Annotated in this window: 19 protein-coding genes; 9 read left to right on the top strand and 10 right to left on the bottom strand. The window is 62.6% G+C overall.

Features of this window, described 5'->3' with window-relative positions; all coding sequences use genetic code 11:
* The first annotated feature begins 132 nt into the window (after positions 1-132).
* The gene (locus tag KT882_RS28215; RefSeq protein ID WP_228893865.1) at positions 133-699 is read left to right on the top strand and encodes a DNA-3-methyladenine glycosylase; all 567 of its coding nucleotides are present in this window, start codon (positions 133-135) and stop codon (positions 697-699) included.
* Positions 700-704: 5 nt separating this feature from the next.
* Here the strand turns inward: KT882_RS28215 and KT882_RS28210 are convergent, their stop codons facing one another.
* From KT882_RS28210 to KT882_RS28200, 3 genes are read right to left on the bottom strand one after another with little or no spacing between them, the layout of a single operon-like run.
* Positions 705-2,924 (bottom strand): TonB-dependent receptor plug domain-containing protein, encoded by a 2,220-nt coding sequence (locus KT882_RS28210; RefSeq protein WP_228893864.1) that lies wholly within the window; start codon positions 2,922-2,924, stop codon positions 705-707.
* Positions 2,912-3,205, bottom strand: coding sequence for a hypothetical protein (locus KT882_RS28205; protein WP_228893863.1), 294 nt, complete (start codon positions 3,203-3,205; stop codon positions 2,912-2,914). The genes KT882_RS28210 and KT882_RS28205 overlap by 13 nt, the downstream gene beginning before the upstream one ends.
* Positions 3,206-3,230: 25 nt before the next feature.
* Complete coding sequence (locus tag KT882_RS28200; RefSeq protein ID WP_228893862.1) at positions 3,231-3,623, bottom strand: glutaredoxin family protein; 393 nt, start codon at positions 3,621-3,623, stop codon at positions 3,231-3,233.
* Between the two features lie 1,188 nt (positions 3,624-4,811).
* Between KT882_RS28200 and KT882_RS28195 the strand changes: the two genes are divergently transcribed.
* On the top strand, positions 4,812-5,360 hold the full coding sequence (locus KT882_RS28195) for a DNA-3-methyladenine glycosylase (protein ID WP_321170306.1): 549 nt from the start codon (positions 4,812-4,814) through the stop codon (positions 5,358-5,360).
* 120 nt (positions 5,361-5,480) lie between these two features.
* On the opposite strand, the gene KT882_RS28190 is transcribed toward KT882_RS28195, so the two are convergent.
* Positions 5,481-7,169 (bottom strand): methyl-accepting chemotaxis protein, encoded by a 1,689-nt coding sequence (locus tag KT882_RS28190; RefSeq protein ID WP_228893861.1) that lies wholly within the window; start codon positions 7,167-7,169, stop codon positions 5,481-5,483.
* Between the two features lie 15 nt (positions 7,170-7,184).
* Positions 7,185-7,646: a cache domain-containing protein gene (locus KT882_RS28185; RefSeq protein ID WP_161072824.1), complete on the bottom strand. Its 462-nt coding sequence runs from the start codon at positions 7,644-7,646 to the stop codon at positions 7,185-7,187.
* Positions 7,647-7,872: 226 nt separating this feature from the next.
* On the opposite strand from KT882_RS28185, the gene KT882_RS28180 reads away from it, so the two are divergent.
* The 3 genes from KT882_RS28180 (at position 7,873) to KT882_RS28170 (ending at position 11,564) form a co-directional block, all read left to right on the top strand.
* Positions 7,873-9,270, top strand: a complete 1,398-nt coding sequence (locus KT882_RS28180) for a KamA family radical SAM protein (RefSeq protein WP_228893860.1) — start codon at positions 7,873-7,875, stop codon at positions 9,268-9,270.
* Between the two features lie 145 nt (positions 9,271-9,415).
* Entirely contained in the window at positions 9,416-10,768 is a 1,353-nt protein-coding gene (locus tag KT882_RS28175; protein ID WP_228893859.1) for an MFS transporter, read from the top strand.
* A complete protein-coding gene (locus KT882_RS28170; RefSeq protein WP_161072821.1) occupies positions 10,713-11,564 on the top strand; it encodes a fumarylacetoacetate hydrolase family protein in 852 nt (283 codons plus the stop codon). Before KT882_RS28175 ends, KT882_RS28170 begins: the two co-directional genes overlap by 56 nt.
* A 110-nt stretch (positions 11,565-11,674) precedes the next feature.
* Here the strand turns inward: KT882_RS28170 and KT882_RS28165 are convergent, their stop codons facing one another.
* Positions 11,675-12,997, bottom strand: a complete 1,323-nt coding sequence (locus KT882_RS28165; protein WP_161072820.1) for an aspartate aminotransferase family protein — start codon at positions 12,995-12,997, stop codon at positions 11,675-11,677.
* Positions 12,998-13,275: 278 nt separating this feature from the next.
* Here KT882_RS28165 and KT882_RS28160 point away from each other — a divergent pair, with 278 nt between their 5' ends.
* Positions 13,276-13,899 (top strand): PEP-CTERM sorting domain-containing protein, encoded by a 624-nt coding sequence (locus KT882_RS28160; protein ID WP_161072819.1) that lies wholly within the window; start codon positions 13,276-13,278, stop codon positions 13,897-13,899.
* An 83-nt stretch (positions 13,900-13,982) separates the two neighbouring features.
* Positions 13,983-14,534 (top strand): carboxymuconolactone decarboxylase family protein, encoded by a 552-nt coding sequence (locus KT882_RS28155; protein WP_228893858.1) that lies wholly within the window; start codon positions 13,983-13,985, stop codon positions 14,532-14,534.
* A gap of 10 nt (positions 14,535-14,544) precedes the next feature.
* On the opposite strand, the gene KT882_RS28150 is transcribed toward KT882_RS28155, so the two are convergent.
* Genes KT882_RS28150 through yjgA form a run of 4 tightly spaced genes read right to left on the bottom strand, consistent with a single transcriptional unit; the run spans position 14,545 to position 17,335 of the window.
* Positions 14,545-15,426 carry a M14 family zinc carboxypeptidase gene (locus KT882_RS28150; RefSeq protein WP_228893857.1) on the bottom strand — a complete coding sequence of 294 codons (882 nt, stop codon included), beginning with the start codon at positions 15,424-15,426 and terminating at the stop codon, positions 14,545-14,547.
* 13 nt (positions 15,427-15,439) lie between these two features.
* Positions 15,440-16,108: an alpha/beta hydrolase gene (locus KT882_RS28145; RefSeq protein WP_161072869.1), complete on the bottom strand. Its 669-nt coding sequence runs from the start codon at positions 16,106-16,108 to the stop codon at positions 15,440-15,442.
* 20 nt (positions 16,109-16,128) lie between these two features.
* The gene (mog, locus tag KT882_RS28140) at positions 16,129-16,740 is read right to left on the bottom strand and encodes a molybdopterin adenylyltransferase (RefSeq protein WP_161072817.1); all 612 of its coding nucleotides are present in this window, start codon (positions 16,738-16,740) and stop codon (positions 16,129-16,131) included.
* On the bottom strand, positions 16,730-17,335 hold the full coding sequence (yjgA, locus tag KT882_RS28135) for a ribosome biogenesis factor YjgA (protein WP_228893856.1): 606 nt from the start codon (positions 17,333-17,335) through the stop codon (positions 16,730-16,732). Before yjgA ends, mog begins: the two co-directional genes overlap by 11 nt.
* A gap of 92 nt (positions 17,336-17,427) precedes the next feature.
* Between yjgA and pmbA the strand changes: the two genes are divergently transcribed.
* On the top strand, positions 17,428-18,780 hold the full coding sequence (gene pmbA / locus KT882_RS28130) for a metalloprotease PmbA (RefSeq protein WP_161072815.1): 1,353 nt from the start codon (positions 17,428-17,430) through the stop codon (positions 18,778-18,780).
* Between the two features lie 72 nt (positions 18,781-18,852).
* A complete protein-coding gene (locus KT882_RS28125) occupies positions 18,853-19,941 on the top strand; it encodes a TRAP transporter substrate-binding protein (RefSeq protein WP_161072814.1) in 1,089 nt (362 codons plus the stop codon).
* Positions 19,942-19,977: the final 36 nt, after the last annotated feature.

Here is a 19,977-nt window from a genome sequence, read left to right as displayed (position 1 = left end):
TCGGCGTGGATCTTCGATTATCGCTTGTTCCGCGTTGCTATAGCGCAAAATTCCAAGAAAAAAATGTAAATGCGGGCTGTTACATTGAAATATTGGCAGTTGAGCACCGCGTGGCGCGCTACCATTGCCGATATGACTACTTTCATAGCCGGGATAGATTTTAACGCACCTTCGCACGAGGTGGCGCCGCAGCTGATCGGCGTGACGGTGCTGGTGAACGGCGTGGGCGGGCGCATCGTGGAAACCGAGGCCTATGATATGAGCGAGCCGGCTGCGCACACCTACAACGGGCCGAGCGCGCGCAACGCCTCCATGTTCGGGCCGCCGGGGCATGCTTATGTGTATCTGTCGCACGGCATCCACTGGTGTCTGAATTTCGTGTGCCGGGAGCCGGGACACGGGGCCGGGGTGCTGATACGGGCCATCGAGCCGCTGGCGGGGCTGGACGCGATGCGGGTGCGGCGCGGCGGCGAGGATGTGCGCATGCTGTGCTCCGGGCCGGGCAAGCTGTGCCAGGCGATGGCGGTGACGCGCGCGCACAACGGGCTGGCGCTGACGGCGCCGCCGTTCGCGCTGCTGCCGCCCGCCGGGCCGATGGCGCTGGCCGTGGGGCCGCGCATCGGCATCTCCAAGGCGGTGGAGCTGCCGTGGCGCTTTGGGGAGGCGGGGTCGCGGTTTTTGAGCAAGCCGTTCCGGTAAGCGTATCAAAGCGACATATCGATACCGACGACGACGCGCCGGAACGCAGAGCTACTGGCGCGGCGTAGCAGTGATTGTTGCGCGCCGGTGTATTCATCAATGCGGCTCGAATCCTGCTGGAGCAGGTTCTCAAGATTGACCTTTAGCCGCGTGCCTGGTCCCAGACTCCAGCTGGTGTTGGCATTGAGCGTGAATTGTTTGCCCTGGTAGACACGTTCAGCCAGGCTCTTGCGCGTCCAATCAGCAGGAAGCCAGTTGGCGTCCATGTTCAGCTTGAGCGGCCATTTCACCGACGTATATGTCAAGGCGACTTTCGCGCGCCACGGGGACTGGCCTGATAGTCGGTTGTCCGGGGCGGGTATCGCCGTCAATTCGGAGTGGGCAAATCCAAGGCTGCCCAGAAGCTCCAGGTTAGGCGCGTCCAGCCACAAGTCGCGTGCGCCCAGCCGGCCTTCCAAATTGACGCCAATCACTTCTGCGCTGCCGATGTTGCGGGGGCGCGATACGTACCTCGGGACGCTGGCCCAAACCACGTTTTCCAAGGCAAGCTCGGTACTGATTTTGTCCAGAATCGTGCGCGAATATAATTCGATCACCGCCTCGCTACTCTTGCCAATGCCATGGGTGTAAGACAGGTTGGCCCCGAATGCACGTTCAGGACGCAAATTGGGATTTCCTGAGGAATCATTTGTCTCCGGAGTGTTTGCACCGCATCGCTGAGATCCGTAGCACTGTGCCAAGGCATTGATGTGGGGACGCAGCAGCATCTGCTCAACGTTGGGCGCTTGGAAGGTCCGGGCAAGCGATAGTCTGACCTGGCGCTTGCGGTCTCCGTTTATCCGGTGCGAAACGTGCAGGGTTGGCGACCAGATGATGAAATCGCTTTCGTCGTGAACGGCGCCTTCTTGCGTCTTGTAGGTGCGATATTCTGTGGACAGTCCGGCGCCAGCCGCCCAGCTCCGGTTAATGCGCCAATCATCCTGGATGAATGCCTGGTAGCGAGTTGACAGGGTAGAAATTTGATTGCCAAGCAAATTCAGGCTATTGTCCGGCAGCCCATCAACAAGGTCCGCGTAATCTGTGCTGCGGCGATTGCGCGCCAGCTTGATACCAGTCGCAACTTCATGTCCACCCGGATATTCCGTGTAGTAGTCAAGATCCACAAAATGGTTGCGGGCGTCTCGTTGCTCACTTTTCTGCACTATATGCCGGCCGCTTCCATCGCGCGCATCAAGCAGTGTGTTGTCGATGCCAATGGAATTCCAGCCTGTATTGAGGCGCAATTTAAGACGGCTCTCGGCATTGACTTTCCAGTTCCATTGCAGGGGAAGCGAGAGGCTGGTGAAGGGCTGCCGATTCCTTTGCTCTAGAGTCTGGAGTTGCGCACCATCCCAGCGGCGGCTTTCCGAGCTGCTGCTGACACTTTGAACCCGGCCTGCGTCCGGAGAAAAGCTAAGTTTGTGGTCCGGACTCAGGCTCCACGAAAGCTCGCCGCTGATGATGAGGGTGTCAAGGCGATCTTCGCCGCTGCGCACTCCGCTCAGCCGGGTCTCGCGTTGATCGTTAGCCTGGCGCAAAACCTGCGCGTATTCCACATGGTTGGGGGTGTTTCGTTGTCCCGCGCTCAATGCCAAGTTGTAGATCAGAGGGCTGTCCTCGGCGGCTCGATTGCTGGACCAGGATAGGTCTACACCATGCTTGCCTTCGCTGAAGAGGGTGTCAGCACGTAACTGCATAAACGTCTTCCTCTCAGCCTTGCGGCGAACGATGTTGATCGTTCCGGCAATGCCAAACGGTCCGGTTGCCGCAGTGGCCGACTTGATAATTTCGATATTCTCTACATGAACCAGATCCAGACCGAATGGGTCTGCCCCCTGAGGCGGCAGACCATCAATCAGAACTTGCGTATATCCGGGTAGTCCGAGCAGGCCCAACTGGCCGTTTTTACCAACAGTGATTGCCGGCTCCCGCCGCAAGATCTCTGCGACGTTCCGTGCCCCGCTTTCAGCGATACGCTTCTTCCCTATCAAGATCTTGCCCGCGACGAAATCGCGTGATGCCTCTAAATCCGATAGCCCGCCCGTGACGACAACTTGGGCAGGTACGGCTGCAGTCTTTTCAACTTCTTCCGCATAAGCCGGCAAGACGATAAAAAACAATAAATAACCGTATTTCTCAAGGTGAATAGCAATCTTGCTTTTAAGCCCAAACCTCAGTACTTGCATATTTTCCTGCACATGCGATCAAGCGAGTCCTTCAGGTCGTCCATCTCACTCTTTTCTATATCTTCCAGTTCCTTCAGTTTTTCCGGATTGGTCTCGCCCTTTTTTCTCTCTTGTATTGCTTTCAACTTGGCTTTGAATTTCTCGTTGGTGTATTCTGGTTCTTCAAAGGCAAGAGTAGTGCAGCGACGATGGCACTCTGCCGGCGGTGTTGCGGTCTGGGCGTAGACTATAGTCAGTTTTAAAAAAAATATTGCAGCAAAAGCAATTTTAAATTGTTTCATAGTGTTTTAAAAATCTTATATTAAATTATTTCCCAGGGTAACTCAATTTCTTGTATTTCTCCGCATCAAATCCTACAACCAAGCCAGTTCTTGATACGAGAATTGGCACATATTTTTCTTCAAGTTTGTTATAGGAGATTTCTGCGGTTTTAGATTGATCAATTAAAAGATCGTTAAAGGGGATTCCTGCCTCATTCAAGAATTTTCGCGCATTTGCGCAGTGAGCGCAAGTCGTAGTTCCGTAAAGAGTTAAACTGTGGGGGAGTCCGGTAACATGTTCTGCATAACTGCGGCTAGAAAAAGATTTTCGTGCTTCATACACAATTTTTGGTAACAGTGCACCTAGCGCAACGGCTACGACTACCGTCAAAAAAATGACGGCAAAATTTAGAATTAATTTATTAGTTTTTTTTATCAATTCATTGGCTTTCGCGTTAATGATAGTAGGAGTAAATGAATTGCTTATCTTTTTTGAAATTTAAAAAAGATTTAATAATTTTGATAGTGCTGCGCAATAGGAAATCTGTAAAGCCGCAAGTGGTCCCCTTGCGGCCACGTAAAATCTTATAGTTTGCAGATGCGTACGCAACCTTGCAAAGTGTAGGGGCCGCTATCCATGCAGTCTACCAAACATTGCATCTCTGGTGAAAGCGTACCGCCATTGTCTGCAAATGCATAGCTTCCAGCCAGAGCGGAAAAGAACAGGAACACCAAACCAGTCAAGCGCTTCATAGTTCACATTAATTTTAAAATGGCAACATTGCCTTTTTGAATCATATTGGTGGAAATTATATGAGTCAAGTTATTTTAGTGATATTTTTGAAAAAATTTGGATTGTTATTGTTACATAGGTGGTGGGCGGATGCGAGTAGAGAAAAATAACTGGGATGTTGCATTGTGAGAGTTTTTTGTTCGTTAGCTCGTGCTATGGAAGTAACGAATTATGCAGAGTGCCTCTTGATCGCACGCCTGCGTTGACACCGCGTATCCAAACTGTTTATAACGCGAGCAATGAGGCAGTTTCTGCGTTGCTGCGGTAATACTGCCGTACTACGCAACGACGATAGTGTGCGTGCCCCGCAGAGTTACTTGGATAGCGCATGGGTGTACTGGTCGACGGACGCTCCCCGTTTCTCGTAGTGTCGCAAGAGCCGTTGCGCAGGCATTGTGGGGCTATCCCCACTGGTCTCGGCCCCTAGTCTAATATTGTTATATCAATAATAATTGGATTGTACGAGCAGACATGCGCGCGACCTCATCCGCTTGTCGACACTGGCAGACAGCTTTTAGCCAAAGCAGGACTTTCATGAGGACTTTCTCGTCCTTGCCCATCGATTGCTTCGGGGAGACTTGCACGAAGCTCGCGTCATTTATCTGGCCACCGCGCGTACGTGCCTGTGTTTGGCCAACTGACGATTGGCCGCGTTGAAGATGCTTTCGCTGGCACTGGCTGGAAGATCAGGCGGTCGAGCAACTGGAACTCCATCTGCTAGTCGCTGAGATTGAACAACTGCTGGATCAACAGCACCCGCATCATCAATCTGGTCGGGAACGGCGGGCGGCCACCGCGCTCGCGGCTTGAGCATGGCGCGCTACCATTGCCGATATGACTACTTTCATAGCCGGGATAGATTTTAACGCACCTTCGCACGAGGTGGCGCCGCAGCTCATCGGTGTGACGGTGCTGGTGAACGGCGTGGGCGGGCGCATCGTGGAAACCGAGGCCTATGATATGAGCGAGCCGGCTGCGCACACCTACAACGGGCCGAGCGCGCGCAACGCCTCCATGTTCGGGCCGCCGGGGCATGCTTATGTGTATCTGTCGCACGGCATCCACTGGTGTCTGAATTTCGTGTGCCGGGAGCCGGGACACGGGGCCGGGGTGCTGATACGGGCCATCGAGCCGCTGGCGGGGCTGGACGCGATGCGGGTGCGGCGCGGCGGCGAGGATGTGCGCATGCTGTGCTCCGGGCCGGGCAAGCTGTGCCAGGCGATGGCGGTGACGCGCGCGCACAACGGGCTGGCGCTGACGGCGCCGCCGTTCGCGCTGCTGCCGCCCGCCGGGCCGATGGCGCTGGCCGTGGGGCCGCGCATCGGCATCTCCAAGGCGGTGGAGCTGCCGTGGCGTTTTGGGGAGGCGGGTCGCGGTTTCTGAGCAAGCCGTTCCGGTAATTGGCCGGAGCCGCTGTGCCGCTTACATGGCGGGTTACGCTGCGCTAACCCGCCCTACGCTCCCCATCATGTGGAGCCAGATCGGATCGGATCGTAGGGCGGGTTAGGGCGCAGCCCGTAACCCGCCGGCAGGGCGCCGACGCGGCACGGGAGGCACGACCGCCACGCCGCGCATCGGGCTGGCGGCCGCGCGGCGTTCACCGTGCTGCGCGGCCGGTGCCGGCGCGGGCTGTTCGGCCCCGCCGCCCTGGTCCAGCTGGAACACGCCCACGGCCTGCGACAGGTGCATGGTCTGCTCCTGCAGGCTGGCCGCCGCTGCGGCGGCTTGTTCCACCAGCGCGGCGTTTTGCTGCGTCACGTCGTCGATGCGCTCCACGGCCTGGTTCACTTCCGTGATGCCTTGCGCCTGTTCCGCGCTGGCGTCGCTGATGCGGGTGATGATGTCGTTCACCTGCCGCACCGAAGCCACGATGTCGTCCATGCTGCTGCCGGCCTGGTTCACGCAGGCGCTGCCGCTGTCTATGGTGGCCACGGACGCGGCGATCAGCGCCTTGATCTCCTTGGCCGCGCCGGCCGAGCGCTGCGCCAGCGTGCGCACTTCGGACGCCACCACCGCGAAGCCGCGCCCGGATTCGCCGGCGCGCGCCGCCTCCACCGCTGCGTTCAGCGCCAGGATATTGGTCTGGAAGGAGATGCCGTCGATGACGCCGATAATTTCGACGATCTTGCGCGAGCTGGCCCGTATCGTGTCCATGCTGTGCACCGCCTGCGCCACCGCCTCGCCGCCCTTGCTGGCCAGGCCGCTGGCGCTGGCCGCCAGGTCGCAGGCCAGGCGCGCGTTGTCGGCGTTCTGCCGTACGGCCTGGGTCAGGTTCTGCATGGCGCTGGCGGTTTCCTCCAGCGAGGCGGCCTGGCGCTCGGTGCGGTTGGACAGGTCCAGATTGCCACTGGCGATTTCGTGCGAGGCGGTGTCGATGGCCTGCACCGCGCCCGTCACGGTGAGCAGGGTCTGGTTCAGGTTGGCGATGGTCTGGTCCAGCGCGCGCGCGGTGTCGGCGATCTCGTCGCGGCCCTCGTTGCGCCGGCCCAGCACCAGCCGGCCCGCCGCCAGCTCCCGCACCGCTTCGCCGATGGCGCGCACGTCGCGCAGCAGCGCCGCGCGCACCCGCACCGTGGCCAGCAGCGACAGCGCCACCGACAGCAGCACCAGCCCGGCCATGGTCGCGCCCAGCGCATGGAAGCCGGCGCGCGCCTCCGCGTGGGCCTGTACGCTGAGCGTCTTTTCCAGGGCGGCCAGCTTGCCCAGCTGCTCGTTGAGCAGCACGAACTGGGCCTCGGCCTTGGCCATGGAGTTGGTGGCGATGGACTGGTCCACGGCCGCGATCTCCATGGTCTCCAGCACCTGCTTGCGGTAGGCCGCCAGCGCCTGCGAGGACGCGTCGACAATGGCGCGTTCGGCCGGATCGGCCACGGCGGCCAGCGCGGCCAATTGCTTGTCCACGCCTGCGTGGCGGCTCTTGATCTGCGCGCCCAGCGCGTCCAGCCGCGCCTGGGCAAAGCTGCCGTTGATCCAGGCCAGCAGCTGGTAGATATTGGCGTGCGCCAGCCGGGCGTCGCCCATCACGCTGGCGGTGGCCTGCAGGCGCGCGGCGCGCACCTGCACCAGGTTTTCCATGGCCGTGTTCTGGCGCACCATGCCGTACCAGGCGCTGGCCGACGTGGCCACCAGCAGCACCAGCACCAGGCCGGGCGCCAGCAGCAGTTTCGGTCCTATCCGCATTTTGTTCAGCATGGCTGCCTCCAAGGCTTATTTTTTGTAGATGCCCGCTTCGAGCACCACGTCGCCCACCCTCAGGATGTAGGTGGTCTTGGGTTCGATCTTGCCGGTGGTGGGGTTTTTGTACATATAGTCGACCCAGCCCTTGCCCTTCTTCGCGGCCAGCTCGATGATCTCGCGGCGGTATTTTTTGCCGTTGGCGTCCGGCACGTCGGTCAGGTCCTTGCCGACGATGGCGGGGTTGACCGGGTGCGCCAGCACGATGCCGGTGTTTATGTCGCGCATGTCCACGTACAGCGAGCCCTGCAGGAACTCCGGATCCTTGCCGCTGATTTTTTTCATCATCTCTTCCTTGCCGTTCGCCTTCATGAAGGCGGCGCCGCGTTCGGCCATGGCGATGGCGTCTTTTTCGGTGGGTTCGCTGTTGGCCGAGGCCGCTGCCGCGGCGGCCATTCCCAGGCAGAGCAGGGCGGTGTTCATCAGTCGTTTCATGGCTTGACTCCCAGGGTTGTGTGTGTCGGATTAATTTACGCTCGGCAGGCGGAGTCCGAATTGCGATAACGCAAGCTTGCTGCAAGTCATGTCCGCGCCATGCAGATGCATCAAAGATTTCTTACTTTCTAGAAAATAGCCGGTCGCAAATTGATGTAAGGCAACGCGAATGACCGCATGAAAACTACGATGAAGTGCCGCCAACCACTTCAGACTGGAGATCGCAATGACCGCAGACGCCATGCCCGTGAAGTTCAAGCCTTACACCCGCCAGACCATCAAGCAGGCCCGCCAGTGGGAGTGGATGCCCGAGGAATTGCGCGAGGCCACGCAAGTGGTGTCGCACGTGCTGCCCTTCCGCACCAATGAATATGTGCTGGACCAGCTGATCGACTGGAACAAGGTGCCGGACGATCCTATCTACCGGCTGGTGTTCCCGCACCGCGATATGCTGCCGCCGGAGGAGTACGCCCACCTGCGCGACCTGGTGCTGGTGAAGAAGGACGACGCGGCCATCGCCAAGTATGTGCACGGCATCCGCATGCGCATGAACCCGCACCCGGCAGGGCAGATGACGCACAACGTGCCGCGCGTGAACGACGCGCCGCTGAAAGGCCTGCAGCACAAGTACAAGGAGACGGTGTTGTTCTTCCCCAGCGCGGGGCAGACCTGCCACGCCTACTGCACTTTCTGCTTCCGCTGGCCGCAGTTCGTGGGCATGGACGACATGAAGTTCGACGCCAGGGAAACCACGCAGCTGGCGGCCTATCTGCGCGAGCACAAGGAGGTGACGGACGTGCTGATCACCGGCGGCGATCCCCTCATCATGAACACGCGCTCGCTGGCCGAGTTCATCGAGCCGCTGCTGGCGCCGGAGCTGGCGCACATCCAGAACATCCGCATCGGCACCAAGTCGGTGGCGTACTGGCCGCAGCGCTTCGTGTCCGACAAGGACGCGGACGACTTGCTGCGCCTGTTCGAGCGCGTGGTCGCGTCGGGCAAGAACATGGCCATCATGGGGCACTACAACCACGCGGTGGAGCTGCGCCAGGAGATTGCGCAGAAGGCCGTCAAGCGCATCGTCGGCACCGGCGCCACCTTGCGCATGCAGGGGCCGCTGATCAGGCATATCAACGAGGATCCGAAAAGCTGGGCCGAGCTGTGGACCACCGGCGTGAGGCTGGGTGCGATCCCGTACTACATGTTTGTGGAGCGCGACACCGGACCGCGCGAATACTTCCAGCTGCCGCTGGCGCGCGCGCACGAGATTTTCCAGCAGGCATACCAGATGGTGTCCGGCCTGTCGCGCACGGTGCGCGGGCCGTCGATGAGCGCCTTCCCGGGCAAGGTGGTGATAGACGGCGTGGCCACCATCGCGGGAGAGAAGGTGTTTGCCTTGCAGTTCCTGCAGGCGCGCAATGCGGACTGGGTGCGGAAGCCCTTCTACGCCAAGTACGATCCGGACGCGACGTGGATGGATGACCTGGTGCCGGCCTTCGGCAAGGACAAGTTCTTCTTCGAGGAAGGCGAGCCTGCGCCGCGCAAGATTATCCGGCTGGCGACGGCGCGCGGCGAAGCGGTGCTGCCGCCCTCGGGCTGCGGCTCGCACAGCAACGCGGCTTGACGCCATGGATGATGCCGAGTCGGCTGGCGGCGCTCCCCTTCGGCGGGTTACGGCGCACGCGCCTAACCCGCCCTACGCGCCAGCTGCATGTTCGATAACCCGCCGTGGAGGCGCCAATGACGGCGCCTCCTTGCTGGCGTATGGGGTGCCTGCCGTTATTGGCCGGGTGCGTGCACCCGGTTCGCTGCCGGGCGTGCAGGTGTTTTTCCTGGTGTTCCTGCCGTTTGCGCTGGGCCACTACATCTCCAGCCTGCTGCGCAATGTGAACGCCATCCTGGCGCCGCAGCTGATGGCCGAGCTGTCGCTCACGCCGGCGCAATTGGGGCTGCTCACCAGCGCGTACTTTTTTTCGTTCGCGCTGGTGCAGCTGCCGGTGGGCGTGGCGCTGGACCGCTACGGTCCGCGCCGGGTGCAGTTCGCCATGCTGTGCGTGGCCGCCGTCGGCGCGCTGGCCTTCGCGGGCAGTCGCGAATTGAACCAGCTGCTGCTGGCGCGCGCGCTGATGGGCGTGGGCCTGGCGGGCTGCTTCATGGCCGCCGTCAAGTCCATCTCCATCTGGATCTCGCCCGCCAAGCTGCCGTCGGTGCAAGGCTACCTGATCGCCGCCGGCGGCCTGGGCGCGGCCAGCGGCACCTTGCCGGTGCGGCTGGCGCTGCACTACGTGGACTGGCGCTGGCTGTTCATTGCGCTGGCGGCGGGCTGCGCCGTCATCGCGCTGCTGATCTACCTGCTCGCGCCCACGCCGCCCGAAGCGCCGCGCAAGCCGCAGCGCCTGCCCTTGCGCAGCATCCTGGCCGAGGTCTACGCCCATCCCGTGTTCCGCGACACGGCCGCACTGGTGCTGATTCCGCACGCGGTGTTCTTCGGCATCCAGGGCCTGTGGATAGCGCGCTGGCTGAACGACGTGGCACACTTCGACCAGCAGGCCATCGCCTGGCTGCTTTACCTCGGCATGGCGGCGGTGATCTTCGGCGCCATCTCGGTCGGCATGATCACCGAGTGGGCCGCGCGCAGGAACATTGCGCCGCTCAGCGTTGCCGCCGCCGGCATCGCCGTCTACATCGCCATCCAGTGCGGCTTTGTGCTGAACTGGGCACCGAGCTACCAGCTGCTGTCGGTGTTGTTTACGCTGGTGGGCACCATCACCGGCATCGAGTACGCCATCGTCGCGCAGGCCATGCCGCCGGGACTGACGGGACGCGCTTCCACTTGCCTGAACCTGTTGATTTTCCTGGGCGCGTTTGCCGTGCAGGCGGGCTTCGGCGCCATCGTCGGCCTGTGGCGGCCGGACGCCTTGCAGCACTATCCGGCCAGTGCCTACCAGGCCGCGTTCGGCGTGCTGGTGCTGCTGCAAACCGTGGGCCTGGTACGCTTCCTGATGCGCCGCCGGGGTGGCCTCGCGCGATCCGGTAAAATGGCGGCTATCAACTCCAAGGAAGATTATGAAACTGGTTCGTTACGGCCGGCCCGGCAAAGAGAAGCCCGGCCTGATAGATGATGAAGGCAAGCTGCGCGACCTGTCCGGCGTGATCGATGACATCGGTCCCGAGCAGCTGTCCGACAAGGCCATCAAGAAGCTGTCCAAGATTCCGCATGCGGATCTGCCGCTGGTGCGCGGCAATCCGCGCATGGGTGTGCCGGTGGCGAAAGTGGGCAAATTCATCGGCATCGGTTTGAACTACTACGACCATGCAGAAGAAATGGGCCTGCCGATTCCGAAGGAACCCATCGTCTTCATGAAGGCCACCACCTGCCTGTCCGGCGCGGACGATCCGGTGATGCTGCCCAAGGGGTCGAAGAAGACCGATTGGGAAGTGGAGCTGGGCATCATCATCGGCACCCGCGCGCGCTACGTGAGCGAGAAGGACGCCGAGAAGCATATCGCCGGCTACTGCGTCATCAACGACCTGTCCGAGCGCGAGTACCAGTTCGAGCAGGGCTCGCAATGGGACAAGGGCAAGGGCTGCGACACCTTCGGTCCCGTGGGTCCGTGGCTGGTGACGCGCGACGAGGTCTACCAGGTCAATAAGCTGGACCTGTACCTGGAACTGAACGGCAAGCGCATGCAGACCGGCAGCACCGAAAACATGATCTTCTCGGTGGCGCAGATCGTCAGCTACCTGTCGCAGTACATGACGCTGGAACCGGGCGACGTGATCGCCACCGGTACGCCGCCAGGCGTGGGCAACGCCCGCAAGCCGAAGCGCTTCCTGAAGAAGGGCGACTTCCTGCGCCTGGGCATCGCCGGCCTCGGCGAACAGCAGCAGGACGTCATCGCCTACCAGCAGTATTGAGCCGGCGGCAGTGGCGGGTTACGGCGTGCCGCCTAACCCGCCCTACGGTTGACGACCCAGCCCAGGTCTTATCGTAGGGCGGGTTAGCCCGCAAGGGCGTAACCCGCCGCTCACGCCAGCGCCCTCGCCAGCGCCTCCTGCAGCCGCCCCACAATCTCGGCCAGCTCCGCCTCGGTGGCGATAAACGGCGGCGCCAGCAGCACATGGTCGCCGCGCTCGCCGTCTATGGTGCCGCCCATCGGGTACACCATCAGCCCGCGTCCCATGGCCGCCTCCTTCACCGCCGCGTGCAGCCTTGCCGCCGGCGGGAAGGGCTCCTTGCTGTCCCTGTCCTTTACCAGCTCCAGCGCCCAGAACAGCCCCCGCCCCCTGATATCGCCCACGTGCGGATGCTGCCCGAACGCGTCCTTGAGCATGCGCTTGAAGGCCGCGCCGCGCACCGTCACCGCGCCCAGCAGGCAGTCGCGCTGGATGATGCGCTGCACGGTCAGCGCCGCCGCCGCCGCCACCGGATGGCCGATGTAGGTGTGCCCATGCTGGAACACGCCGCTGCCGTCGCGTATGCGCTGCACCACCTGCTCGCGCGCCAGCACCGCGCCGATGGGCTGGTAGCCCGCACCCAGGCCTTTGCCCAGCGCCACCAGGTCGGGCAGCACGCTCTCCTGCTCAACCGCGTACAGCGTGCCAGTGCGCCCCATGCCGCACATCACCTCGTCCGCGATGAACAGCATGCCGTACTTGTCGCACAGCGCGCGCACGCCCTTGAAGTAGCCCGGCGTGGGCGGAATGGCGCCGCCCGTGGCGCCCACCACCGGCTCTGCGCAAAAGCCGATCACGTTTTCCGGCCCGGCCGCCAGGATCTCCGCCTCCAGCTCCGACAGCAGGGACGTGGTGTAGTCGCCCAGCGTCTGCTGCGGCAGCCGGTCGCGGTACTCGTAGCAGGGCGACACGCGCCGTACGTCCATCAGCAGCGGCGCGAAGTGCTTGCGCCGGAACGCGTTGCCGCCCAGGGCGAGCGCGCCCAGCGTGTTGCCGTGGTAGCTCTGGCGGCGCGCGATGAATACGCTGCGCTGAGGCTGGCCGCTTTCAACAAAGTACTGGCGCGCCAGCTTGAGTGCCGTCTCCATCGCTTCCGAGCCGCCGGAGACCAGGTAGACGTGATTCAGGTCGCCTGGCGCGTCGTAGGCCAGGCGCGCCGCCAGTTCCTCGGCCACTTCGGTGGTAAAGAAGCCGGTGTGGGCGTAGGCCAGGCGGTCGATCTGCGCATGCATGGCGGCGGTCACGTCCGGATGGCCGTGGCCCAGCGAGGACACGGCGGCGCCGCCGCTGGCATCGATATAGCTGTTGCCACGGTTGTCGCGGATGGTGATGCCGCTGCCGCTGACGGCGATGGGGGGCGTGTGGCGCAGGCTGCGGTGAATGATATGGCTCATGTCGTCCTCGCGGTGGATAGGAAAGACGACGATAAAACGCCGCGCGTACGGGCTTGTTGATTTTTGTCTTGCCCTGCGCAATTAACAATGTTCCCACGGGGATACTGTCGGAATTCTTTACACCACTGGCCTATCATGGCCGCCAAGAAGTGCCTGAGAAAAACAAAAATGCCCTTTGCGAAATTAATATTGCCGGAGTGGCATGAAAAGTGCTTTATAGGCAATAGTAACAATTTGCCGGCCTTGGCCGATCATTAAAAATATTGAAAGATGACAACATGTTTAAATTCATGAAGTTCTCCCTGCCAGCGCTGCTGCTGGCTTGCTCGGCATTGAGCGCCAACGCTGCCGTCATCCAGCTGGGCAGTATTTCCAAAGCCTACGGCTCGGCTGGCGGTTCCGCCGCCAGCACTGGGGTAGGTTCGTGCGACACCCTCAATGCCAACTCGATCACGGTGCGCGACACGTCGCCGTCCAGCTGCAACCGTTTCAGCGACCTGTTCAACTTCAGCAACCTGGGCTATAAGAGCCTCGACCACCTGACCCTGACGCTGAGCTTCAGCGACACCGGCAATATCCTGGCGGAAGACTGGAGAATGCGCCCCGCCGCCGGCACGCTGGGTAGCGCCACGCTGTACGACATGACCAATACCGGCAGCGGCAATGGCAGCACCACCCAGTCGTTCATTATTTCCGGCGCACAGAGTGATGTGTTCAGCTTGATTTCCAGCAGCCACAATTTCAACCTCTGGTTCGCCGAGCAGAGTACCGGCGCCGATACCTTCAACCTGATCTCGGCCAAGCTGGACGTGTACGGCACTGTGCCCGAGCCGTCGAGCGCCGCCTTGCTGGCGCTGGGCCTGGCCGGCGCGGGCCTGCTGCGCCGCCGCGCACGCCGCTAGGCATCCGCAGGAGGCGGCGCGCCGGTTGCGTTTCCATGGCAGTTGCTGGACACTCTGTCCAACGCAACGATCTCCCAGCCACCATGACCGACCGCCTGCCTCCCATCCCTCTCGAGCAATTGAACGCTGCCCAGCAAGCGGTGGCGCAGGCCGTGATAGACGGCCCGCGCGGCGCCTTGTACGGCCCTTTCGTGCCCTTGATACGCAGTCCCGAGCTGATGTCCGCTGCGCAGCAGATGGGCGAGTATCTGCGCTACCGCAGCGCCATCGGCACGCGCTTGTCCGAGCTGGCCATCCTGGTGACGGCGCGGCAGTGGGACCAGCAGGTGGAGTGGGCGATACACGCGCCCATCGCCATGGCGGAGGGCATCAGCCCCGCCATGGTGGAGGCCATCGCCGCAGGCCGGCGTCCCGCCGCCATGACGGACGGGGAGGCGCTGGTGCACGACTTCTGCGTGGAGCTGCAGCGCAACAAGCGCGTGAGCGACGCGACCTACAACGCGGCGCTGGCGCTGTTTGGCGAGCACGGCGTGGTCGATCTGATGGGGTTGAACGGCTACTACACTTTCCTGGCCATGCTGATGAATGCGGCGCAGACGCCCGCGCCGCCGTCCAGCGCGGCGCCGCTGCCGTAGCGCAGGGCTGTCAGGCAGGCGTGACGTTGCGCTGTATCCAGAGCAGCATGTCGCGCCAGATGCGCTCGATTTCGGCGTCCGGCGGCAGGGCCTGCGCGTGCGGCAGCTCGATGGTGATCACCGGCACCTGCTTGTGCCGGCCGCTGTAGTTGCCCAGCGAGCCGGGATAGACGCCCACCGGGCGGTAGGACAGGTGGCCGAAGCTGCGCGGCGGTTCCGGCTTGCCGTCGAAATCCAGCACGCCGTAGGGCGCGTGCACGGAGACGATGAGGTCCGGCTGGAAGCGCTCGATGGCGTCGTTGACCCAGCGGCTTTCCGGCTCGGACAGCGGCTTTTTGCCGGGGAAGCGGCGCGGGTCGCTGCGCGTGGCCTTGGCCCAGTAGCGCGGCGCTTCCTGCTGCCAGCCGGGCGTGGGGAAGTTGCGGTTCAGGTCCACGCCGCGCGCGTTCACGCGCTGCGGCTTGGCGGCCAGCAGGCCGTCCGGATTGACCAGCGGCGCCACCTTCCATTGCAGGCTTTGCGCGGCCGGCGTGTCCATCTGCTTCAGCCAGTGGAACACCAGGGCCGATGCGGTGAGTTCGTCGCCGTGGATGCCACCCAGCAGCAGCACGCGCAGCGGGGCCGCGCCCGTGCCGGCAGGCGCGCTCGCGGCGATGTCGCGTTCAAGTATGGGGAAGCCGAGATTGGATTTGGCGCCGCTGGGTACCACGGCGCTCTCGCGGCAGGCAGCCGCCGAGACTTTGGGCAGGCGCTCCGCCAGCCGGTCGCACCAGGGCGCCGGCGCTGCTGCTTTCGGCGCCGCCGTGCCGGTGGCGGCCGTGGCGGAAACTGCAAGCAGCAGCGTGGCCGCGCCGGGCAGCAGCGTCAGTAAGCGTATGCCCGCAAACATCATGGCCCTTTTAAACTCAGGCCAGCACTTTCTTCAGCCACGCGCTGATGTGCGTGACTTCTTCCTGGCACAGCGAATGCTGCATGTAGTAGTCGTGCCATTCCACCTGGTAGCCCAGCTTGACCAGCAGGTCGCGCGAGGCTTCGGCGCGCGCCACCGGGATCACCGGGTCCATGCGGCCGTGTACCATGAAGACAGGCGTGGCCAGGCTGGCTTCGCTGCGCTCGGCTTCGGTCTTGTCGGCCAGCGGCACGTAGCCCGACAGGCACATCAAACCGGCCAGCTTTTCAGGATGGCGCAAGCCGGTCTGCAGAGTCATGGCGCAGCCTTGCGAGAAGCCGGCCAGGATAATGCGGCTGGCCGGAATGCCGCGCGCTTTTTCGCGCGCGATCAGCGCTTCCACTTGCAGCTGCGAGGCGCGCAGGCCTTTTTCGTCTTCCTGGCGGCCCAGGTCGGTGTTGACGATGTCGTACCAGGCGCGCATCACGTAGCCGTTGTTGATGGTCACCGGCATGGTGTTCGCGTGCGGGAAGATGAAGCGGATGGCGGGCAGGCCGTCCAGGTCCAGCTCATTCACCATGGGCACGAAGTCGTTGCCGTCGGCGCCGAGGCCGTGCATCCAGATGATGGACACGGTCGGGTTGGCGCCCGATTCGATTTCGATGTTATCCAGCAGTGCAGTCATGTCAGTCATCAATGCGATCCTCAGGCAGGCTTGATAGCCGATTTGGGGCGGAATGCCTTGCATACCGCCGGATTGGTTTCCATGTAGGGGCCGCCGATCAGGTCCACGCAGTAGGGCACGGCCGCGAAGATGCCGCCCACCAGCTGCTTGCCGTCGGCGTCCTTCAGGCCTTCCAGGGTTTCCTTGATGGCTTTCGGCTGGCCCGGGAGGTTCATCACCAGCGCGGCGTGAGGTTCACCCAAACCCGCGATTTCCCGGATCACGGCGGTCTGGCGCGACAGGATGGCTGTCGGCACGAAGGCCAGGCTGATCTGGCGCATCTGCTCGCCGAAGCCGGGCATTTCCTTGGTGCCGATGGCCAGCGTGGCCTCCGGCGTAACGTCGCGGCGCGAGGGACCGGTGCCGCCGGTGGTCAGCACCAGGTGGCAGCGCGCGGTATCGACCAGCTCCACCAGCGTGGCTTCGATCTGCGCGCGCTCGTCCGGAATCAAGCGGGTTTCGACGCGGAAGGGCGTAGTCAGCGCGGACGCCAGCCATTCCTGCAGCGCAGGCAGGCCCTTGTCTTCATAGACGCCGCCGCTGGCGCGGTCCGAGACCGACACCAGGCCAATGACTAAGACATCACTCGTCATCTTCTTCGCTGTCCTCATCCTCGGCTTCAGCATCGTCAGCCTTGGCCTTGCGGTTTTTGGCGTCGATCTGCTTCAGGATCTGGAAGATTTCGCGGTAAGCCTTGGGCGGCTTGTTCTCGGCCTGCTCTTTGCGGGCGTTGCGGATCAGGGTGCGCAGGTGCTGCACGTCCAGTTCCGGGTTTTCCGACAGCAGCGTGGTGAGCGCGTTGTCGTCGGCCAGCAGCTTGTCGCGGCGGCGTTCCAGCGCGTGCATCGCAGCCGTATCGGCCTTGGACGCGCCTTTCCAGCCCTCGATGGTGCGCTGGATGATGGCCACTTCTTCCTCGTCCAGGGTGCGCATCTTCTTGCCCACGAACTGCATCGCGCGGCGGCGGCCTTCGTGATTAGTGATACTTTGGCAAGTCAGGATGGCCTCTTTCACGTCCTCTGGCATAGGGACGCGCTTGACGCGGTCGCGCGGGGCGTCCACCAGCTCGGCGCCGAGCGCCTGCAGGGCGTCGGACTGGCGCTTCATTTCGGTTTTGGACGGGCGCTCGTATTCTTGTTCGAATTCGGAGGATTTGAAGCCGACGGCGCCCCGGTTTGCATTTGGCATGATAACTGTGAGGCCGGGCTAAACCCGGCCTGTAAAAACTGTAAACGACTGCTATGATAACTGTTTTACCGGCTACCCGAAGAAAACACCACATGAGCGACTCCGCATTCAGCCACAGCCAAGATCAATTGAAGCAGCTTGCACGCGACGTTTTGGCGTATGCGCGCGAAAAGGGCGGCACCGATGCCGCCGTCGAGATCAGCGAGGGCAGCGGCTTGTCCGTCTCTGTGCGCAAGGCCAAAATCGAAACCATCGAGCAGAACCGCGACAAGGGCCTGGGCGTGACCGTGTTCATCGGCAAGAAGCGCGGCAACGCCAGCACGTCCGATTTTTCGGCCGCCTCGTTGCGCGCCACCGTGGACGCGGCCTACAACATCGCCAACTTCACGGCCGACGACGACTGCGCCGGCCTGGCCGACGAGGACATGCTGGAAAAGAACCCGCGCGACCTGCAGCTGTACTACCCGTGGCTGATCTCCACCGAAGAAGCGGTGGCGCTGGCGCAGCGCGCCGAAGCGGCCGCCTTCGCGGTGGATCCGCGCATCACCAATAGCGAAGGCGCCGGCGTGCACGTGCAGCAGTCGCACTTCGTGTCGGCCAACTCGCGCGGCTTTATCGGCGGCTACCCGTATTCGCGCCACACCCTGTCGGTGGCGCCGATTGCCGGCAAAGGCGCCAAGATGCAGCGCGACGACTGGTACAGCTCCGTGCGCGACGCCGCCAAGATGGCCGCGCCGGAAGCCATCGGCCGCTACGCCGCCGAACGCGCGCTGGCCCGCCTGAACGCGCGCAAGCTCGACACCCGCACCTGCCCGGTGCTGTTCGAGGCGCCGCTGGCCGCCGGCCTGCTGGGCGCCTTCGTGCAAGCCACTTCCGGCGGCGCGCTGTACCGCAAGTCCACCTTCCTGCTCGACAGCCTGGGCAAGTCGGTGTTCCCGTCCCATATCCAGATCGACGAAGATCCGCACGTGATCGGCGCGGTTGGCTCGGCGCCCTTCGACGAGGAAGGCGTGCGCACCCAGCGCCGCGACGTGGTCAAGGACGGCGTGGTGCAGGGCTATTTCCTGTCCACCTACTCGGCGCGCAAGCTGGGCATGAAAACCACCGGCAATGCGGGCGGTTCGCACAACCTGTCGCTGACGTCCTCGCTGACGAAGAAAAACGACGATTTCGCGGCCATGCTCAAAAAGATGGGCACCGGCCTGCTGGTGACCGAGCTGATGGGCCAGGGCACCAACTACGTCACCGGCGACTATTCGCGCGGCGCGTCCGGCTACTGGGTGGAAAACGGCGTGATCCAGTACCCGGTGGAGGAGATCACCATAGCCGGCAATATGAAGGAAATGTTCCAGCAAATCGTCGGCATCGGCGCGGATGTGCTGGTGCGCGGCACCAAGCAAACCGGCTCCATCCTGATCGAAAAAATGGTTGTTGCGGGAGGCTAATTTTTTCGTTGCAAGCATAGCCATGTTTCCATACACTGTCTTCGGCATATCAAAAAACCAAGGAGACAATGTATGGAACGCCGTTCATTCATTACCAAGGCCGCAGCCGGCGCCACCGCAGGCGTGATCGCCGCGCCGGCCCTGGCGCAGTCCCTGCCCACGATTAACTGGCGCCTGGCGTCCAGCTTCCCCAAATCGCTGGACACCATCTTCGGCGCAGCCGATACCTTCACCAAGCGCGTCTCCCAGCTCACCGGCGGCAAGTTCAATATCCGCTCGTTTGCCGGCGGCGAAATCGTGCCCGGCCTGCAGGTGATGGACGCGGTGCAAGCGGGCACCGTCGAGTGCGGCCACAGCGCCTCGTACTACTACTTCGGCAAGGACGCCACTTTCGCCTTCGACTGCGCCGTGCCCTTCGGCCTGACCTCGCGCCAGCACACCGCCTGGTACGACCAGGGCGGCGGCCGCGAGCTGACCCGCGAGTTCTTCAAGGGCTACGGCATCATCAACTTCCTGGGCGGGAACTCCGGCACGCAGATGGGCGGCTGGTTCCGCAAGGAAGTCAAATCCGTGGCCGACCTGAAAGGCACCAAGATGCGCGTGGGCGGCTTTGCGGGCAAGGTGCTGGAGCGCCTGGGCCTGGTGCCGCAGCAGCTGGCCGGCGGCGACATCTATCCCGCGCTGGAAAAAGGCACCATCGACGCGGCCGAATGGGTCGGTCCGTATGACGATGAAAAGCTGGGCTTCCACAAGGTGGCGCCGTTCTACTACGCGCCGGGCTGGTGGGAAGCGGGCGCCTCGTTCTCGTTCTACGTGAGCATCAAGGAATGGGAAAAGCTGCCCAAGGAATACCAGGCGGCGATCGAGGCGGCCAGCTACGAAGCGCACGTGGTGATGCAGGCCGAGTACGACTTCCGCAACCCGACCGCGCTGGCGCGCCTGCTGAAGAGCGGCGTGAAGCTGCGCAACTTCCCGAAAGACATGATGGACGCCTGCTACAAGGCCGCCAACGATGTCATGAACGAGGAAGCCGCGAAGAACGCCAAGTTCGCCAAGATCTACGAGCCGTGGAAGAAGTTCCGCCAGGACCAGAACCAGTGGGCTTCGGTGGCCGAAGCGACGATGCAGAACTTCCTCATCAGCGCGGGCCGGGGCAAGTAAGCAGGCATGGCGGCCCGGGGCCTGAATCGCCCGGGA

Origin of the sequence: Pseudoduganella aquatica, from assembly GCF_020865585.1 — a bacterium.
GTDB classification, from domain to species: Bacteria; Pseudomonadota; Gammaproteobacteria; order Burkholderiales; family Burkholderiaceae_D; genus Rugamonas; species Rugamonas aquatica_A.
This window is presented reverse-complemented; position numbering and strand designations above follow the sequence as displayed.

Coding starts and splice junctions, on each gene's coding strand:
- KT882_RS28125 (WP_161072814.1), top strand. CDS start 18,853: ATGGAACGCCGTTCATTCATTACCAAGGCCGCAGCCGGCGCCACCGCA.
- KT882_RS28165 (WP_161072820.1), bottom strand. CDS start 12,997: ATGAGCCATATCATTCACCGCAGCCTGCGCCACACGCCCCCCATCGCC.
- mog (WP_161072817.1), bottom strand. CDS start 16,740: ATGACGAGTGATGTCTTAGTCATTGGCCTGGTGTCGGTCTCGGACCGC.
- KT882_RS28195 (WP_321170306.1), top strand. CDS start 4,812: ATGACTACTTTCATAGCCGGGATAGATTTTAACGCACCTTCGCACGAG.
- KT882_RS28185 (WP_161072824.1), bottom strand. CDS start 7,646: ATGAAACGACTGATGAACACCGCCCTGCTCTGCCTGGGAATGGCCGCC.
- pmbA (WP_161072815.1), top strand. CDS start 17,428: ATGAGCGACTCCGCATTCAGCCACAGCCAAGATCAATTGAAGCAGCTT.
- KT882_RS28180 (WP_228893860.1), top strand. CDS start 7,873: ATGACCGCAGACGCCATGCCCGTGAAGTTCAAGCCTTACACCCGCCAG.
- KT882_RS28145 (WP_161072869.1), bottom strand. CDS start 16,108: ATGACTGCACTGCTGGATAACATCGAAATCGAATCGGGCGCCAACCCG.
- KT882_RS28155 (WP_228893858.1), top strand. CDS start 13,983: ATGACCGACCGCCTGCCTCCCATCCCTCTCGAGCAATTGAACGCTGCC.
- KT882_RS28215 (WP_228893865.1), top strand. CDS start 133: ATGACTACTTTCATAGCCGGGATAGATTTTAACGCACCTTCGCACGAG.
- KT882_RS28210 (WP_228893864.1), bottom strand. CDS start 2,924: ATGCAAGTACTGAGGTTTGGGCTTAAAAGCAAGATTGCTATTCACCTT.
- KT882_RS28160 (WP_161072819.1), top strand. CDS start 13,276: ATGTTTAAATTCATGAAGTTCTCCCTGCCAGCGCTGCTGCTGGCTTGC.
- KT882_RS28170 (WP_161072821.1), top strand. CDS start 10,713: ATGAAACTGGTTCGTTACGGCCGGCCCGGCAAAGAGAAGCCCGGCCTG.
- KT882_RS28150 (WP_228893857.1), bottom strand. CDS start 15,426: ATGATGTTTGCGGGCATACGCTTACTGACGCTGCTGCCCGGCGCGGCC.
- KT882_RS28190 (WP_228893861.1), bottom strand. CDS start 7,169: ATGCTGAACAAAATGCGGATAGGACCGAAACTGCTGCTGGCGCCCGGC.
- KT882_RS28205 (WP_228893863.1), bottom strand. CDS start 3,205: ATGAAACAATTTAAAATTGCTTTTGCTGCAATATTTTTTTTAAAACTG.
- yjgA (WP_228893856.1), bottom strand. CDS start 17,335: ATGCCAAATGCAAACCGGGGCGCCGTCGGCTTCAAATCCTCCGAATTC.